At 71.6% G+C, this 15,511-nt stretch carries 15 protein-coding genes and 1 pseudogene; 12 read left to right on the top strand and 4 right to left on the bottom strand.

Annotated elements, in window-relative coordinates; translation table 11 throughout:
* Nucleotides 1–347 precede the first annotated feature (347 nt).
* The 12 genes and pseudogenes from ACWGI8_RS17580 to ACWGI8_RS17525 form a co-directional block, all read left to right on the top strand.
* On the top strand, nucleotides 348–2,447 hold the full coding sequence (locus tag ACWGI8_RS17580) for a tetratricopeptide repeat protein (protein ID WP_453661848.1): 2,100 nt from the start codon (nucleotides 348–350) through the stop codon (nucleotides 2,445–2,447).
* Between the two features lie 163 nt (nucleotides 2,448–2,610).
* Nucleotides 2,611–3,726, top strand: a complete 1,116-nt coding sequence (gene ald, locus ACWGI8_RS17575; protein WP_453661855.1) for an alanine dehydrogenase — start codon at nucleotides 2,611–2,613, stop codon at nucleotides 3,724–3,726.
* A gap of 404 nt (nucleotides 3,727–4,130) precedes the next feature.
* On the top strand, nucleotides 4,131–5,261 hold the full coding sequence (locus ACWGI8_RS17570) for a ParA family protein (RefSeq protein WP_453661853.1): 1,131 nt from the start codon (nucleotides 4,131–4,133) through the stop codon (nucleotides 5,259–5,261).
* Nucleotides 5,258–5,827 (top strand): hypothetical protein, encoded by a 570-nt coding sequence (locus ACWGI8_RS17565; protein WP_453661852.1) that lies wholly within the window; start codon nucleotides 5,258–5,260, stop codon nucleotides 5,825–5,827. Before ACWGI8_RS17570 ends, ACWGI8_RS17565 begins: the two co-directional genes overlap by 4 nt.
* A gap of 44 nt (nucleotides 5,828–5,871) precedes the next feature.
* On the top strand, nucleotides 5,872–7,119 hold the full coding sequence (locus ACWGI8_RS17560; protein ID WP_453661847.1) for a segregation/condensation protein A: 1,248 nt from the start codon (nucleotides 5,872–5,874) through the stop codon (nucleotides 7,117–7,119).
* Nucleotides 7,116–7,724 (top strand): SMC-Scp complex subunit ScpB, encoded by a 609-nt coding sequence (scpB, locus tag ACWGI8_RS17555; RefSeq protein WP_453661845.1) that lies wholly within the window; start codon nucleotides 7,116–7,118, stop codon nucleotides 7,722–7,724. Before ACWGI8_RS17560 ends, scpB begins: the two co-directional genes overlap by 4 nt.
* On the top strand, nucleotides 7,724–8,779 hold the full coding sequence (locus ACWGI8_RS17550) for a pseudouridine synthase (protein ID WP_453661843.1): 1,056 nt from the start codon (nucleotides 7,724–7,726) through the stop codon (nucleotides 8,777–8,779). The genes scpB and ACWGI8_RS17550 overlap by 1 nt, the downstream gene beginning before the upstream one ends.
* A gap of 115 nt (nucleotides 8,780–8,894) precedes the next feature.
* Nucleotides 8,895–9,548 carry a nicotinamide riboside transporter PnuC gene (pnuC, locus tag ACWGI8_RS17545; protein ID WP_453661841.1) on the top strand — a complete coding sequence of 218 codons (654 nt, stop codon included), beginning with the start codon at nucleotides 8,895–8,897 and terminating at the stop codon, nucleotides 9,546–9,548.
* Nucleotides 9,545–10,624: an AAA family ATPase gene (locus tag ACWGI8_RS17540; protein ID WP_453661840.1), complete on the top strand. Its 1,080-nt coding sequence runs from the start codon at nucleotides 9,545–9,547 to the stop codon at nucleotides 10,622–10,624. Before pnuC ends, ACWGI8_RS17540 begins: the two co-directional genes overlap by 4 nt.
* Nucleotides 10,621–11,361, top strand: coding sequence for an NUDIX hydrolase (locus ACWGI8_RS17535; RefSeq protein WP_453661839.1), 741 nt, complete (start codon nucleotides 10,621–10,623; stop codon nucleotides 11,359–11,361). The genes ACWGI8_RS17540 and ACWGI8_RS17535 overlap by 4 nt, the downstream gene beginning before the upstream one ends.
* Nucleotides 11,358–12,380, top strand: coding sequence for an ADP-ribosylglycohydrolase family protein (locus ACWGI8_RS17530; protein ID WP_453661838.1), 1,023 nt, complete (start codon nucleotides 11,358–11,360; stop codon nucleotides 12,378–12,380). The genes ACWGI8_RS17535 and ACWGI8_RS17530 overlap by 4 nt, the downstream gene beginning before the upstream one ends.
* 28 nt (nucleotides 12,381–12,408) lie before the next feature.
* A pseudogene (locus ACWGI8_RS17525) lies at nucleotides 12,409–12,701 on the top strand (nucleotidyltransferase domain-containing protein); the annotation flags it as partial.
* Here the strand turns inward: ACWGI8_RS17525 and ACWGI8_RS17520 are convergent.
* The 4 genes from ACWGI8_RS17520 to ACWGI8_RS17505 are packed head-to-tail and all read right to left on the bottom strand — an operon-like array spanning nucleotide 12,621 to nucleotide 15,215.
* Nucleotides 12,621–13,376: a nucleotidyltransferase domain-containing protein gene (locus ACWGI8_RS17520; protein WP_453661836.1), complete on the bottom strand. Its 756-nt coding sequence runs from the start codon at nucleotides 13,374–13,376 to the stop codon at nucleotides 12,621–12,623. The pseudogene ACWGI8_RS17525 and the gene ACWGI8_RS17520 overlap by 81 nt on opposite strands.
* 10 nt (nucleotides 13,377–13,386) lie before the next feature.
* Complete coding sequence (locus ACWGI8_RS17515; protein ID WP_453661835.1) at nucleotides 13,387–13,896, bottom strand: Rieske 2Fe-2S domain-containing protein; 510 nt, start codon at nucleotides 13,894–13,896, stop codon at nucleotides 13,387–13,389.
* A gap of 8 nt (nucleotides 13,897–13,904) precedes the next feature.
* Entirely contained in the window at nucleotides 13,905–14,522 is a 618-nt protein-coding gene (locus ACWGI8_RS17510; protein ID WP_453661834.1) for a DUF6529 family protein, read from the bottom strand.
* Between the two features lie 18 nt (nucleotides 14,523–14,540).
* Nucleotides 14,541–15,215 (bottom strand): hypothetical protein, encoded by a 675-nt coding sequence (locus tag ACWGI8_RS17505; protein WP_453661832.1) that lies wholly within the window; start codon nucleotides 15,213–15,215, stop codon nucleotides 14,541–14,543.
* Between the last annotated feature and the right edge of the window lie 296 nt (nucleotides 15,216–15,511).

Genomic DNA, 15,511 nt, shown 5'->3' with positions numbered 1-15,511 from the left:
GTGCGCCGGTGGGTGGTGGGGTGGGGCCCCTCCGGGCTCGACTCCTCGGGGCGGCATCCGGCCCCGTACCCATGTGCCCCGGCACGATGCCACCCCTGCGGGGCCGACCCTGCACGGCCCCGCCCCGGGCCGATTGCCGACTGCGGGTTATGGGTGGGTTCCGGTTCGGCTTTGGTCGTCGGTCGTGGCGCGGGGCCGGTCCGACGATCGGCTGATCCGATCGGGGGATCTGCTCGCCACGCGCCGTCGCGGTCTGCCCGGTTCGGCGAGATGCCTGAATTACGCTCGGAGCGCCCGCGGGGAGACCTCCGGTGGGCTCGGCTCGTGGCGGACTGGGAGCGTGGCCCGTGACGGATCAGGCGGTGGACCGAAACGGCCCCGAGGGGGCGGGTGCACCGTCGTCCCCGGACCGCCCGATGCCGGCCGGACCGAGTGGGCCGGTGGCCGCGGACCCGGCCGGGCGTGGCACCGTAAGCGGTGTGGGTGGGCAATTCATCGGGCGGCAGCGGGAGTTGAAGGCGCTGCGGTCCGACATCGAGCGGGCCGGTCTTGACACGATCTCCGGGCGCAAAGCGCCGCGGGCCAGGGTGCTGCTCGTCGCCGGGCGGCCCGGCTCCGGGCGGACCGCGCTCGCCGGGGAGCTGGCGCGCCGGCTGGCGGACGCGTACCCGGACGGGGTGCTGCGGGCGAGCCTCACCGAACCGGGCGGCGAGCCCGTGCCCACCGACCGCACCGCACGCGAGCTGCTCGACGCCCTCGGGATCGGCGCACCGCCCGGCGCGGCGGAGGACCTGCTCAGCGAGATGGTCCGCGAGGCTCTCGCCGTGCGCCGTTGTCTGCTGCTTCTCGACGACGCGCACGACGCCGAGCAGGTCGACCCGCTGCTGCCGGACAACCCCGAATGCCTCGTCGTCGCCGTCGCGCAGGGACCGCTCACCGGAATCCCCGACGTACGGCCGTGCACGATCGGCGGGATGGATCCCAAGTCCGCGATCGAGCTGCTGAGCCGGTTCACCGGCTCGGTGCGGATCACGGTCGACCCGCAGGCCGCGGAACTGCTCGTGGAGCAGTGCGGCGGACAGCCCGCCGCGATGGAGCTGGCCGGTGGCTGGCTCGCGGCACGCCCCAAGGCCTCGGTCGCCGATGCCGCCAAGCGGCTGCGGGCGCTGCCGGACGACCCCGAGGAGCCGGCCGGTGCCAGGCCGCTGTCGCGTGCGTTCCGGCTGGTGTACGAGTCCCTGCCGGCGCCCGCCGCCCGGGCACTGCGGCTGCTCGCGCTCGCGCCCGCCGGGCTCGCCGATGCGCACACCGCGTCCGCGCTGGCCGGCTGCTCGGTCTCGGTGGCCCAGTCGACGCTGGAGGACTTCGCTGCCCTCGGGCTGTTGCGGGCGGACGCCGACCGTGATCAGTACCAGGTGCCCGGCTGTCTCGCGCCGCTGCTGCACGCGCTGATGGCCGACGAGGACCGGCCGGCCGAGGTGCAGCTCGCCCGGGCGCGGATGCTGGAGCGGACCGTACGGCTGCTGCATTCCTGCCGGGCCATCACCGAACCGGACGGCTCCACGGCCCGCAGGAAGCTCGCCGAGCTGCCGCGTGCCCTGCGTTTCGACGGCGCGGCCGCCGCCGAGGGCTGGTTGCGGGCCCGGCAGCCGGCCCTGCTGGCGGCGGCGCGGGCCGCGGTGACCGACGGCGAGCTCGACACCCTGGCCCGCCGGCTGATCGCAGCGCTCGCACGGGCCCTGGCCGCGCATCGTGGCACCGAGGCCGCCGCGCCCGAGCTGTACGGGCTGCATCAGCTGGTCCTCGACGTCGCCGAGCGCCGCGAACTCCACCGGGAGCGGGCGGCCGCGCTGCTCAACCTCGCCGACCTGGATGTGCAGACCGGCCGCACCGAAGACGCTCTGGTGCGATACCGGTCGGCGCTGGACGCCGGACGCATGGCGAATGATCCGTACGCGACCGGCCGCGCAATGGAATCCGTAGGGGGTGCGTACCAGGAGATGGAGGACTGGCAGCGCGCCGCCGACTGGTACGGACGCGCCCTCTCCCAGCGGCTCGCCCGCGGGGAGCGCGCCGACGAGGCACGGCTGTACGGCCGGCTGGGTGCCGTGCACACCTATGCGGGCCGCTACGGCGAGGCGCTGCGCAGCTGGCGGGCGGCCGCGGCCGGATACCGACGCCTCGGCGATCTGCCCGGCCATGCACGGGCGTTGAGCGAGGCGGCCCGCGTGCAGGAGTACGCCGGCCGGCCGGAGGAGTCGTTGCGCACCTGCGAGGAGGCGGTTGCCTGGGCGCGGCAGGCCGGGGACCTGCGCCTGCAGGCGGCGCTCCAGCTCAGACTGGCCGACACGCTGGAGCGGCTCGGCGACCCTGCCGCGGCCCGGCTACACCGTGCCGCGGCCGAGCAACTGCTTGGAACCGATACTTCCGGCCTACGAAATCCGTAGTGTTTCAGTCTGAGAATTTTGCTTTGCAAGGCTAGACAGCGAGAAGTCCTTCATTAGACTGGCTCTGCCGGGTGTCGCCCCGGTCTCTCCCGTTGCGCCCGGCGTATCCGGGTAACTATGGAAGTGCACCAGATATCCCACTGAGTCAAGGACCGTGATCGACGTGAAGGTCGGCATCCCCCGCGAGGTCAAGAACAACGAGTTCCGGGTGGCGATCACCCCCGCCGGAGTGCACGAGCTCGTGCGCAACGGCCACCAGGTCTTCATCGAGGCCAACGCCGGTGTCGGCTCCTCGATCACGGACGAGGAGTTCGTCTCCGCCGGTGCGCAGATCCTGCCCACCGCCGACGAGGTCTGGGCGACTGCCGACCTGCTGCTGAAGGTCAAGGAGCCCATCGCCGAGGAGTACCACCGCCTCCGCAAGGACCAGACCCTCTTCACGTACCTGCACCTCGCCGCCTCCCGCGAGTGCACGGACGCCCTGCTCGAGTCCGGCACGACCGCGATCGCCTACGAGACGGTGGAGCTCCCGAACCGCGCCCTGCCGCTGCTCGCCCCGATGTCCGAGGTCGCGGGCCGGCTGGCCCCGCAGGTCGGCGCGTACCACCTGATGCGCTCGGTCGGCGGCCGTGGCGTGCTGCCGGGCGGCGTCCCGGGCACCCACGCCGGCGAGGCCGTCGTCATCGGCGGTGGCGTCTCCGGCTGGAACGCCACCCAGATCGCCGTCGGCCTGGGCTTCCACGTGACCCTGCTCGACCGCGACATCAACAAGCTGCGCGAGGCCGACAAGATCTTCGGGACCAAGGTCAAGACCGTCGTCTCCAACGCCTACGAGCTGGAGAAGGCCGTCGTCGAGGCCGACCTCGTCATCGGTGCCGTCCTCATCCCGGGCGCCAAGGCCCCGAAGCTGGTCACCAACGAGCTCGTCGCCAAGATGAAGCCCGGAAGTGTCCTTGTCGACATTGCCATCGACCAGGGCGGCTGCTTCGAGGACTCGCACCCGACCACTCACGCCGAGCCGACCTTCCAGGTCCACAACTCGGTCTTCTACTGCGTCGCCAACATGCCGGGCGCGGTGCCCAACACCTCCACCTATGCGCTGACCAACGCCACGCTGCCGTACATCGTGTCGCTGGCCAACAACGGCTGGGTCGAGGCGCTGCGCCGTGACCCCGCGCTGGCCAAGGGCCTCAACACCCATGAGGGCCACGTCGTTTACAAGGAGGTCGCCGAGGCGCACGGCCTCGAGTCGGTCGAACTGAGCACGCTGCTCGGCTGACACCGCGACTGACAAGCGACCGCCCTGTCAACAGGGGTCGTCAACATCACGCAACCGGCCGGACCTTGTCGAGCAAGGTCCGGCCGGATGTGTGTCCGGACACTTCAGGCTCTCGCTCAACTCGCCTCGAACGTAACCCTTTAACCGTTTCGCACACCCGTGAAACTCGACGGCCATACCTTGCCAAGTGGCCTGTGCACCCTTGACAGCGGGGTGTTCGGTTCCCGACACATCGGGCCGGGTCCGGCGGATTGTGTTGCTGCGGACCGGTGACACGCCATAGAGTCGCCAACCGTCGGCATGGTGCCACGCTGACCTATCGATAAATTTTCCTGGTCACGTCCAAGGAGGTAAGACGACTTGTGAATGAGTCGACATTTTCTCCCGGGGGTGGTCATGCAGGGATCCCTGCGCGGGACCAGGGTCCTGCGTCCGGGCTCGAAGCTGTCGGCTCCGTCGCTGTCCGAACCTTCGCGACCCACCAGCACATGACGACGACAGCCCACACGATGAAGATGATGGACGGCCAACACGTGAACGCCATGGCCGGCAACGAGAGTGGCCGAGAGTCCACCCACTTCGCCGACTACGACGAAGTGCCCGAGGGGCACTTCTACGATCCAGACGCCGAATACGAGCCGGACCCGGAGTACGCGGCCACGCTCGCGCCCGACGCGGCCCGCCAGCGCCGCGAGCGGATCGGCCCCACCGGGCGGCCGCTGCCGTACTTCCCGATCCCGGGCCCGCTGACCGACCACGGCCCCGCGAAGATCATCGCGATGTGCAACCAGAAGGGCGGCGTCGGCAAGACGACGTCGACCATCAACCTGGGTGCCGCGCTCGCGGAGTACGGACGCCGGGTCCTGCTCGTCGACTTCGACCCGCAGGGAGCCCTGTCGGTCGGCCTCGGCGTGAACCCGATGGAGCTCGACCTCACCGTCTACAACCTGCTCATGGAGCGGGGCATGTCCGCGGACGAGGTCCTGCTGAAGACCGCCGTGCCCAACATGGACCTGCTGCCGAGCAACATCGACCTCTCGGCCGCGGAAGTGCAGTTGGTGAGCGAGGTCGCGCGCGAGTCCACGCTGCAGCGTGCGCTGAAGCCGCTGATGCAGGACTACGACTACATCGTGATCGACTGCCAGCCGTCGCTCGGTCTGCTGACCGTGAACGCCCTGACGGCCGCTCACAAGGTGATCGTGCCGCTGGAGTGCGAGTTCTTCGCGCTGCGCGGTGTCGCGCTGCTGACCGAGACGATCGAGAAGGTCCAGGAGCGGCTCAACCCCGACCTGGAGCTCGACGGCATCCTCGCCACGATGTACGACTCGCGCACGGTGCACAGCCGTGAGGTGCTGGCCCGCGTGGTCGAGGCCTTCGACGATCACGTCTACCACACGGTCATCGGGCGCACGGTGCGCTTCCCGGAGACCACGGTCGCCGGTGAGCCCATCACGACGTACGCGTCCAACTCCGTCGGTGCCGCCGCCTATCGCCAGCTCGCCAGGGAGGTGCTCGCCCGGTGTCACGCCGAGTGAGTCTGCCGGGGGCCGACGAGTTGTTCCGTACGACCGGCGGCACGGCGCTGCAGTCGTCGTCCCCGAGGCGGGGCGCGGCCGGCGCGAACGGCGAGGCGCGGGTGCCGGCGCCGGCGGGTGAGAGCGACCCGGCGGCGGACGCGCAGCCGGTCGCTTCCGCGCCGGCGTCACCGGCGTCCTCGGCGTCGGAGGAGCACTCGGCGGCGGAGGCGGAGGCCGCCGAGCCCCGGAGCCGTACGGCCGCGGACGGCGACCAGGCCGGGTCTCCCGCCAATGCCGCCGCGAAGGGCCGTCCCACCGCTGCTGCGGCCCCGGCTCAGCGCCGGCGGAGCCGTACGGCCAACCGTCGGCCGAGCGGCCGTGAGCGGCACGACGAGAAGATCACGGTCTATGTCTCGGCCGAGGAACTGATGGACCTCGAGCACGCACGCCTGGTGCTCCGCGGCGAGCACGGGCTCGCCGTCGACCGCGGGCGCATCGTCCGCGAAGCCGTGGCGGTCGTGCTCGCGGACCTGGAGTCCCGGGGCGACGCGAGCATCCTGGTGCGGCGCCTGCGCGGCCGCTGACGGGGTAGCCTGCGCGCGACGTTCCTTCCGCTCCCTGGACCACGATGCCCCCGACCGACGACGCCTCCACCCCAGCGCCGCGCGCCTCTCGACGTGCGCTGGGCCGCGGCCCGGGTGCGTCCGGGGCCCCTCCGGGGGGACGTTCCGCGGGATTCCCCCCGGAACCCCGTGAGCCGTCGGCCGAGCCGGCGGCGGCCCCGTCGGCCCCCGCCGACCCGCCGGCCGAGGCGGCACACGATCCGGTGGTTGCGGCGGACCTCGTGGAGCCCGTGGCGGCGGACCTCGTGGAGCCCGGGGGCGAGGCACACGGCTCCCACCCGGCGGCCGACGCGGCCCTCGGTGTGGCTGATCCCGTGGTGGAGCCCGCGGGGAACGAGGGCGAGGAGCCCGGGCCCATGGTCCCCGCGGAGTCCGGGTCCGAGCTCCCTGGGACCCGTCCCGGCGAGCGCGCACCCGCGGGCGAAGACGACCCTGGACCCGCCGACGACGGGCGGTTCAAGGTACGGCTGGCGAACTTCGAAGGGCCCTTCGACCTGCTCCTCCAGCTGATCTCCAAGCACAAGCTGGATGTGACCGAGGTCGCGCTCTCCAAGGTCACCGACGAGTTCATGGCGTACATCCGGGCCATGGGACCCGACTGGGATCTCGATCAGACGACCGAGTTCCTCGTCGTCGCGGCGACTCTGCTCGACCTGAAGGCCGCCCGCCTGCTGCCCGCCGCCGAGGTGGAGGACGAGGCCGACCTCGCGTTGCTCGAAGCCCGGGACCTGCTGTTCGCGCGGCTGCTGCAGTACCGCGCGTACAAGCAGATCGCCGAGATCTTCCACCACAGGCTGGAGGAGGAGGCCCGGCGCTACCCCCGTACCGTCGGGCTCGAGGATCACCACGCCGAGCTCCTCCCCGAAGTCGTCATCAGCATCGGCGCCGAGGGCTTCGCCAAGCTCGCCGTCAAGGCCATGCAGCCCAAGCCGAAGCCCCAGGTGTACGTGGACCACATCCACGCGCCTCTCGTGAGCGTGCGCGAGCAGGCCGCGGTGGTCGTGGGCATGCTGCGCGAACGCGGCAAGGTCAGCTTCCGCGAGCTGACCGAGGGCGTCGGTGACACGCTCACCGTCGTCGCCCGCTTCCTCGCCCTGCTGGAGCTCTACCGCGAGAAGGCCGTCATCCTGGACCAGGAGGACGCCCTCGGCGAGCTCATCGTCACCTGGGCCGGTGGCGATGCGACGGCGACCGTCACCGATGAATTCGACCGAGCCCCCGAGCCCCTCGAGAAAGCAGAGGAAAAGGCATGAGCGATCTCAAGCCCGCGCTCGAAGCCGTCCTCATGGTCGTCGACGAGCCGGCCACCGAGGAGCACCTCGCCAAGGTGCTGGAGCGGCCCCGCAGGGAGGTCTCGGACGCGTTGCGCGAGCTCGCCGACGAGTACACCGTCCAGGGGCGCGGCTTCGAGCTCCGGCTGGTCGCCGGCGGCTGGCGCTACTACACCCGCCCCGAGCACGCCGCGGCCGTCGAGCGCTTCGTCCTCGACGGCCAGCAGGCCAGGCTCACGCAGGCGGCGCTGGAGACCCTCGCCGTGGTCGCCTACCGCCAGCCGGTCAGCCGGTCCCGGGTCTCCGCCGTGCGCGGCGTGAACTGTGACGGCGTCATGCGCACCCTCCTCCAGCGCGGTCTCGTCGAGGAGGCGGGCGCGGAACCCGAAACAGGTGCGATCCTGTACAGGACGACGAACTACTTTCTGGAGCGGATGGGCCTGCGCGGCCTGGACGAGCTCCCGGAGCTCGCACCCTTCCTCCCCGAGGCGGAGGCGATCGAGGCCGAGACGCAGGAAGGCGTACCGTCGTTCGATCCGGACGCTCCGGACACAGACGCAGACGACACGACGACGACGGAACTTTGATGCGAAGCAGCGGCAGGAACAGCAGCGGACGCGGCAACTACCGGGGTGCCGGTAACCAGCGCGACGACCAGCAGAAGCGCGCGGGCAAGCCGCGTCCCGAGGAGCGCCGCTACGACGTCGGAGGATCGGCGTCCGAAGGTCCGAAGAAGGGCCGTGGCACCGCCGCCCGCGGTGGCGCCAAGGGCGGCCCGAAGCAGTCCCCGCAGCGCGGCGGCGGCCGCACCGCCCCGGCCCGTTCCCGCGAGTACGACGCCCGCGCCGAGGAGCGCAACCGCGAGCGTTACGCGAACAAGCCGCAGATCAAGACGCCCAAGACGTTCCCGGGAGCGGAGCAGGAGGGCGAGCGGCTGCAGAAGGTGCTCGCCCGCGCCGGCATGGGTTCGCGCCGCGCCTGCGAGGAGCTGATCGACGCCGGCCGTGTCGAGGTGAACGGCAAGATCGTCATCGAGCAGGGCGTCCGAGTCGACCCGGAGCACGACGAGATCAAGGTCGACGGCCTGACCGTCGCCACCCAGTCGTACCTGTTCTTCGCGCTGAACAAGCCGGCCGGTGTGGTCTCCACCATGGAGGACCCGGACGGCCGCCAGTGCCTCGGTGACTACGTCACCAACCGCGAGACCCGGCTCTTCCACGTCGGCCGCCTCGACACCGAGACCGAGGGCATCATCCTGCTCACCAACCACGGCGAGCTGGCCCACCGTCTCACCCACCCCAAGTACGGCGTCCAGAAGACGTACCTCGCCGCCATCCAGGGCCCGCTCCCGCGTGAGGTGGGCAAGCGCCTCAAGGAAGGCATCCAGCTGGAGGACGGCTACGCCCGCGCGGACCACTTCCGGGTCGTCGAGCAGACCGGCAAGAACTACCTGGTCGAGGTCACCCTTCACGAGGGCCGCAAGCACATCGTGCGCCGCATGCTCGCCGAGGCGGGCTTCCCGGTCGACAAGCTCGTGCGGACGTCGTTCGGGCCGATCTCGCTCGGCGACCAGAAGTCCGGCTGGCTGCGCCGCCTGACCAACACCGAGGTCGGCATGCTGATGAAGGAAGTCGGTCTCTAGACACCCCTTCCCAGGAGAGCCCGCGGCCGTCCGACGGCCGCGGGTTTTTTGTGCTTGTGGCCGGCCCGCCCCCGCTTTATAGTCAGAATGACTCTAAAAGATGAGGATGGGTGGCGTGAGCCTCGCGGACGTACTCGAACCACTGCAGCGGCCTCTGTTCACGCTGCTCGACACCCCGGTCAGCTGGACCGAAGTCCTCGGCTTCGGCAGCGGAGCGCTCTGCGTCTGGCTCGTCGCCCGCCAGCACCTCGCCAACTGGCCCATCGGCATCGCCAACAACGTCCTCTTCATCCTGCTGTTCGCCCAGGCCGGCCTGTACGCCGACGCGGGGCTGCAGGTCGTCTTCATCACCCTCGCCGTGTACGGCTGGTGGACCTGGACCCACGGGGGTGGACCAGGCCCGGACGCCCTCCCGGTGCGCCGCACCACGCGCACCGAGTGGACGTGGCTGCTCGCGGCGGGGGTGGTGGGGACCCTCGGACTGACGATGCTCCTGGACCGCGCCACCGACTCCACCGTCCCCTTCTGGGACGCGCTGACCACCGCGCTCTCCCTGATGGCGACGTACGGACAGTGCCGCAAGCGGCTGGAGTCGTGGTGGCTCTGGATCGCCGCGGACCTCGTGTACGTACCGCTGTACGCCTACAAGCAGCTCTATCTCACCTCGCTGCTGTACATCGGGTTCATGACCCTCTGCGTGCTGGGACTGCGCAACTGGTCGCGCGACCTGTCCGTACAGGAACGGCAGTTGGCGGAGGCGACGGCATGAAGCGGTACCGGCACGGGCTCGTCCTCGGCAAGTTCTATCCGCCGCACGCGGGCCACCACCATCTCGTACGGACCGCACGCGACCGCTGCGAGCGGCTGACCGTCCTCGTCTGCGCCGCGTCCGTGGAGTCCATCCCGCTCGACGAGCGCATGGCGTGGATGAGCGAGGTGCACCCGGACGTCCGCGTCGTGGGCGCCATCGACGACATCCCCGTCGATCTGACCGACCCGGCCGTCTGGGACGCGCACATGGCCGTGTTCCGCGCGGCCGTCCCCCGGCGCGTGGACGCCGTCTTCACCTCCGAGACGTACGGCGAGGAGCTCGCCCGGAGGTTCCGCGCCGACTCCGTGTGCGTCGACCTGGGCCGCACGGTCTTCCCGGTCTCCGGTACGGCCGTACGCAAGGACCCCGTCGGCTGCTGGGACTTCCTGGAACCACCCGTACGCGCGGCCCTCGCCCGCCGCGTCGTCGTCCTCGGCGCCGAGTCGACCGGCACCACCACCCTGGCCACGGCGCTCGCCGGGCACTACCGCGCACGCGGCGGGGTGTGGGCGCGCACCGGCTGCGTCGCCGAGTACGGCAGGGAGTTCAGCGAGCGGAAACTCGCCGGACTGCGCGCCGAACGGCCCGGAGCGACCTGGTCCGACGTCCGCTTCACCTCCGGTGAATTCCCGCTCATCGCCCGGCGGCAGGCCGAACGGGAGAACGCCGCGGCCCGCACCGGCTCACCCGTGCTCATCTGCGACACCGACGCCTTCGCGACCACCGTCTGGCACGAGCGGTACATGGGCGGGCCGAACGACGAGGTCGCCGAGATCGCGGCGCGCGGCCGCGGCGACCTGTGGCTGCTCACCGACCACCGGGGGGTGCCGTTCGAGGACGACGGGCTGCGCGACGGTGAGCAGCTGCGGCCCTGGATGACCGCCCGTTTCGCCGACCGGCTCGCCCGCACCGGACGGAGGTTCGTCACGGTGACCGGCCCGCACGAAGAGCGGCTGGCCACCGCCGTGGCCGCGGTCGACGCACTGCTCGCCGAAGGGTGGCGCCTCGCCGATCCCCTCCCGGAGCGACGATGAGCGCCCCGCGGGTGCCCGAGGGGTACGACCCGTACGCCTTCGAGCCGTTCGCCGTCACCGTCGACCTCGCCGTGTTCACCGTCCGCGAGGGGCAGCTCCACGTCCTCCTCGTCGAACGCGGACAGGAGCCGTACAAGGGCGCCTGGGCGCTGCCCGGCGGGTTCGTCCTGCCCCGGGAGTCCGCGGGCCAGGCCGCCCGCCGCGAACTCGCCGAGGAGACCGGCCTGTCGGCGAGCACCGCCGCCGCGCTCCACCTCGAACAGCTGCGCACCTACAGCGACCCCGACCGCGACCCCCGGATGCGGGTCGTGTCCGTCGCGTACACGGCACTCGTACCCGACCTGCCCGAGCCGCACGGCGGCGGTGACGCCGCGCACGCCCAGTGGATGCCCTACGGCAGCCACGGCCGTCTCGCCTTCGACCACGACCGCATCCTCGCCGACGCCCACGACCGCATCGGCGCCAAGCTCGAGTACACGTGTCTCGCCACCGCCTTCTGCCCGGCCGAGTTCACCCTCGGCGAGCTGCGGCAGGTGTACGAGACCGTCTGGGGCGTCGAGCTCGACCGCCCCAACTTCCGGCGCAAAGTCCTCACCACACCAGGCTTCGTCGAGGCCGTGGCGGGGGGAGCGCGCCTGACCGGCGGCCGCGGGAAACCGGCCGCGCTCTACCGGGCGGGGCCGGCGAACGCCCTGCACCCTCCACTTCTGCGACCGGAAGGACGACACACGACATGACCGCGACGAGGACCGTCACCAAGCAGGCCGCCACCGGCACCCTGACCGGACTGGCGCTGGGTGACGCGCTCGGCTTCCCCACCGAGTTCAACGATGTGCCGTCGATCCTCGCCAAGTGCGGGCCGTGGCGGGAGATGCAGCTGCCGCAGCCGGCGATCGTCACCGACGACACCCAGATGACCCTGGCCCTCGCGCGCGGCATACGCACAGCGATGGACCGGGGACTGCTCGCCCCGCTGCGGCTGACCCGGCCGGTGCGGGAGGAGTTCGTGAACTGGTACCACTCCCCGGAGAACAACCGGGCCCCCGGCCGCACCTGCCTCGTCGCCTGCCACAAGCTCGACAGCGACATGCCCTGGCAGGAGGCCAGCCAGATGGACTCCAAGGGCTGCGGCGCCAATATGCGCGTCGCGCCGGTCGGACTCGTACCCGGGCTGAGCGAGGGCCAGCGCGCCGGCGCGGCCCAGCTCCAGGCCGCGCTCACCCACGGCCACCCCACGGCTCTGGCCGCGTCCGACCTCACGGCTCGTGCGGTGTTCCTGCTCGCCCAGGGCACGGAGCCGCTCGGTCTCGTCGGCCGGCTGCGCTCGTACGCGTACGAGAACCGCTCCCGCTACCACCACGGCTGGCTCGGCGACCTGTGGACATACGCGCACGACGCGACGCCCGAGGCGTTCATCGAGCGCGGCTGGGACGAGTGCCTGCAGGTTCTCGAGCGCCTCACGTCCGCGCTGCGCGAGCCCGACCCGGAGAACGACCCGTGCCTCACGACGGGCGACGGCTGGATCGCGGAGGAGGCACTCGCCACGGCGCTGCAGTGTTTCCTGCTCTTCCCCGAGCAGCCCCTCCTGGCACTCCGACGCGCCGCCTGCACCCGGGGCGACTCCGACTCGATCGCCTGCCTGACGGGCGCGTTCGCGGGGGCGCACCTGGGCGCGCGCGCCTGGCCCAAGGAGTGGGCGGAGCGGATCGAGTACCGGAGCGAACTGCTGACGCTGGGGGCACTCTGGGACGCCTGACCCGCGGCTGGGATGCTTGATCCATCCGCTGCTCACCGGAATCCGCCTGATGCGCTCCGGTGAGGTGGTGGCCCATCTGCCACACTGCCGGGGGAGGTGGCGGCGCCCGCCCGGTTGCCCGAGCTGGTCGCCGCGAAGACGGAGGCCGAGCACGGGCCCGCCGAGGTGGGCTTCGACACCGTGCGCGCGGAGGTGGAGGCGCTGCACGACGTCCTGGACGAGGCCCAGGCCGCGTCGTCGCTACTCGACGCCCCCGCGGCCGCGTACGACGCGCTCCACGACTTCGTCGTACGGACCCGGCTGACGCTGCTGCAGCGCTGAGGCACGCCGTACGCGCACGAGGAAGTCCTCGACCCTCGCCCGGTCGGGCCCGGCGGGCAGCGGGGTCGCGGCGGCCGCTTCGTCGCCCTCGGCGGCGAGGCGGTTCAGCCAGGACTCGACCTGCGGCCACGGCACCTCGCCGCGCTTGACCGCGAGCAGCCGGTCGCGGTCCTCGCCGACCTCGATCACCAGCCGGCCCGTACGGAGCAGATCGCGGCAGCTCGCCAGCAGCCGGAGCAGATGCATCGCGTGCTTCCAGCGCGGCGCGCCGTGCTGCCGTACGTCCGCGTCGAGCTTCCTGCGCTGTCCCACGGCGTACCGTACGAAGGTCACATGCGCCTGCCGCGACAGGAACGCGTCGCGCAGCGCGAGCAGTTCGCGGCCAGTGTCGTCGATGTGCTCGACGAGCGGGGAGTGCAGACACTCCAGGACGTTCGGATTGGCGCGCAGCGCCAGCTCGCAGAAGCGCTCCAGCTCCCAGGAGAACTGCTCGTCGGCGGGGCCCTCGACATGCGTCGGGGGCTTCTCGAAGCGCCAGTACAGCGGCGTCGGCGCGAGGAAGACGCCACGCCGGTCGATGTCACTCCCGTCCGTCGCGAGACCGAAGGCCCGGGATCCCATCACACAGGAGTAGATGGTGTGGTCGCGGACGAGCGCCTCGGGAGTCGGAGTCATGCGCGACAGGCTACGTGAGCCGGATCTCCTCCCCGGAGACGGTGATCTGCTTCGCCGCCAGCGGCCGTGTCGCGGGCCCGTGCGCGACCGAGCCGTCCTGGATACGGAACTTGCTTCCGTGACAGGGGCAGTCGATGGTGCCGTTCTCGACCTTGTTGACCGTGCAGCCCTGGTGGGTGCAGATCGCCGTGAAGGCCTTGAAGTCGCCCTGGGCGGGCTGGGTCACCACGACCTTCTGGGCCGCGAAGACCTTCCCGCCGCCCTTTGGCACTTCGGAGGTGGTGCCCAGCGCCTCGCCCGCGGGCGGCTGCGCGCCGGCGGTCTTCTCCTGGGCGGGGGGCGGGGATTGCGTCGGCGAGGCGGGCGCCGGGGCCGAGGTCCGACCGCCGCCGCTCTCGTCGCCGTATTTGCTGCAGCCCGTTGCCACCAGCACGGCGGCACCGGTCACCAGAACCGTACGGCGGGTGGTGCCCTCATCACTCGAGCGGTCACTGGTGATGTCACTCGTGTCGTCAGTCATGTCGTCAGTCATGTCGTCACTCCGAACGTGCTGAAGAACCAGAGCGCCGAGGTCGCCCAGACCAGCATGAGCGCGGCGAAGACCAGCCCGCCGACGACCGGCAGCAGCCACCCCGGCAGTCGCTCCATGCGCAACAGCAACATCTTGGCGCTGAACGCCCCGAAGAAGAAACAGCCGAGGAACGAGTGCCACATCGCCCGCGAGCTGTACGTCTGATAGCCAAGCGCGTACAGGCAGTGCACGGCGACCGGCACGGCCAGCAGGAACGCCACCCGGCCCGACCAGCGGTGCAGTGCGGGCGTCCAGGACGGGGCCTGTACGCCCGGCAGCCGCCCGTACATCGTGAGCGCGCTGACTACCTGCACGAGCCCGAGGGCGAGCGCCGCCGTGGCCAGCCACGCCTTCACCGCACTCGGACTGCTGAAACCGGCCAGATTGAATGCGGTGCCGGCCGGGTCGTGCAGCTTCCCGTAAGCACCCAGGCCGACCGCGACGACCGCGGCGACCAGAGCCGGGACGAGGAAGCGCGCCGCTCCCGGGCCGGCCCGACCGGGCGGGGCCCCCGGCGGCGGCGGTGGCGGCGGCGGCGGGTAGTCGCGGCTCTGCGCATTCGGGTCCACGCTCATGACGCACCTCGGGGAGGCTCAGGGTTCGACGGGGCGGGCGGTCAGCTGGGTCCCGTCCACGGTGACGGCACCGGTGGCCGGGTCGATCGGGGGAGCGGCGGCGGGCTTGCCGTCGCGAGTGACGATGCCGACCTGGCGGCCGTCCGGGAGGACGATCCAGCCGCCCTTGACCTTGGAGCCGCCGACCTGGGCGGTGGCCCGGTACAGCCCGGACGGCTTGTTCACCTTGGGGGCGGTGAACTGCCAGCTGCGGTCGCCGATCTCCACCGTTCCGGTGGCCTGGGCCTCGCCCACGGTGCCGTCCAGCTCCGCGCCGGTGTCGCTGGTCAGTCGCATACTGCCGTCGCTCTGGACATCACCGCGCATCCAGGCCTCCTGGGTGCGGCCGTCGCAGAAGTACGCGACGGCCTTGGTGCCGCGGAGCGTGATGGCGACGGACGCGGTGTCGTCGGCCGTACGGCCCGTGTACCTGGCCTGCGTCTGCGCACTCGGGGTCGGGGACGGCGGCGGGGTCCGCGTCGGGGACGGCGGTGGGGGCGGGGACGCGGGCTTGCTGGGGCCGGGGCTCCGGCTTGCGGCCGGACGCTCGTACGACGAGGTCGCGGGCTCACCGGTCGTCGCGTTGAGCGACAGCATGAACAGGCCGAGCAACAGCCCGGCGGCCAGCGTGAACAGCGGTCCTGAGCGCTTCATGGGCGTCTCTCGCAGGGGCGGCGGGCAGGGGGAATTCCCATGCAACCGGACGTGACGTCCCGTGTCCAACGGATACACAGCCGGTGATAGCCCGAGTGGCGGCAGGGTCGGGTGTGGGCGACATTGGCCGTAATCTCCCCCCAAGGAGGCCGCCGACGAGATCGCCCGGGCCCTGCCGCAGGGCGTCGACGAGCCGACCCCGAACGGGCGGCTGCCGTCCGGCTCCCTGGAGGACATCATCGGGCAGCAGGCGATCCGGCCCCGCGGTCCGGCACCGTCCTCCGAGACGAGGGAGC

The organism is Streptomyces sp. NPDC054841 (assembly GCF_053611045.1).
The sequence above is the reverse complement of the archived record's forward strand: the minus strand, read 5'-3'. Positions and strand labels throughout refer to the sequence as shown.

Excerpts from the sequence above, each read along its gene's own strand:
- ACWGI8_RS17535 (WP_453661839.1), top strand. The coding sequence starts at position 10,621 with ATGAGCGCCCCGCGGGTGCCCGAGGGGTACGACCCGTACGCCTTCGAG.
- ACWGI8_RS17560 (WP_453661847.1), top strand. The coding sequence starts at position 5,872 with ATGCCCCCGACCGACGACGCCTCCACCCCAGCGCCGCGCGCCTCTCGA.
- ACWGI8_RS17550 (WP_453661843.1), top strand. The coding sequence starts at position 7,724 with ATGCGAAGCAGCGGCAGGAACAGCAGCGGACGCGGCAACTACCGGGGT.
- ACWGI8_RS17530 (WP_453661838.1), top strand. The coding sequence starts at position 11,358 with ATGACCGCGACGAGGACCGTCACCAAGCAGGCCGCCACCGGCACCCTG.
- ACWGI8_RS17515 (WP_453661835.1), bottom strand. The coding sequence starts at position 13,896 with ATGACTGACGACACGAGTGACATCACCAGTGACCGCTCGAGTGATGAG.
- scpB (WP_453661845.1), top strand. The coding sequence starts at position 7,116 with ATGAGCGATCTCAAGCCCGCGCTCGAAGCCGTCCTCATGGTCGTCGAC.
- ACWGI8_RS17510 (WP_453661834.1), bottom strand. The coding sequence starts at position 14,522 with ATGAGCGTGGACCCGAATGCGCAGAGCCGCGACTACCCGCCGCCGCCG.
- ACWGI8_RS17540 (WP_453661840.1), top strand. The coding sequence starts at position 9,545 with ATGAAGCGGTACCGGCACGGGCTCGTCCTCGGCAAGTTCTATCCGCCG.
- ACWGI8_RS17505 (WP_453661832.1), bottom strand. The coding sequence starts at position 15,215 with ATGAAGCGCTCAGGACCGCTGTTCACGCTGGCCGCCGGGCTGTTGCTC.
- ACWGI8_RS17520 (WP_453661836.1), bottom strand. The coding sequence starts at position 13,376 with ATGACTCCGACTCCCGAGGCGCTCGTCCGCGACCACACCATCTACTCC.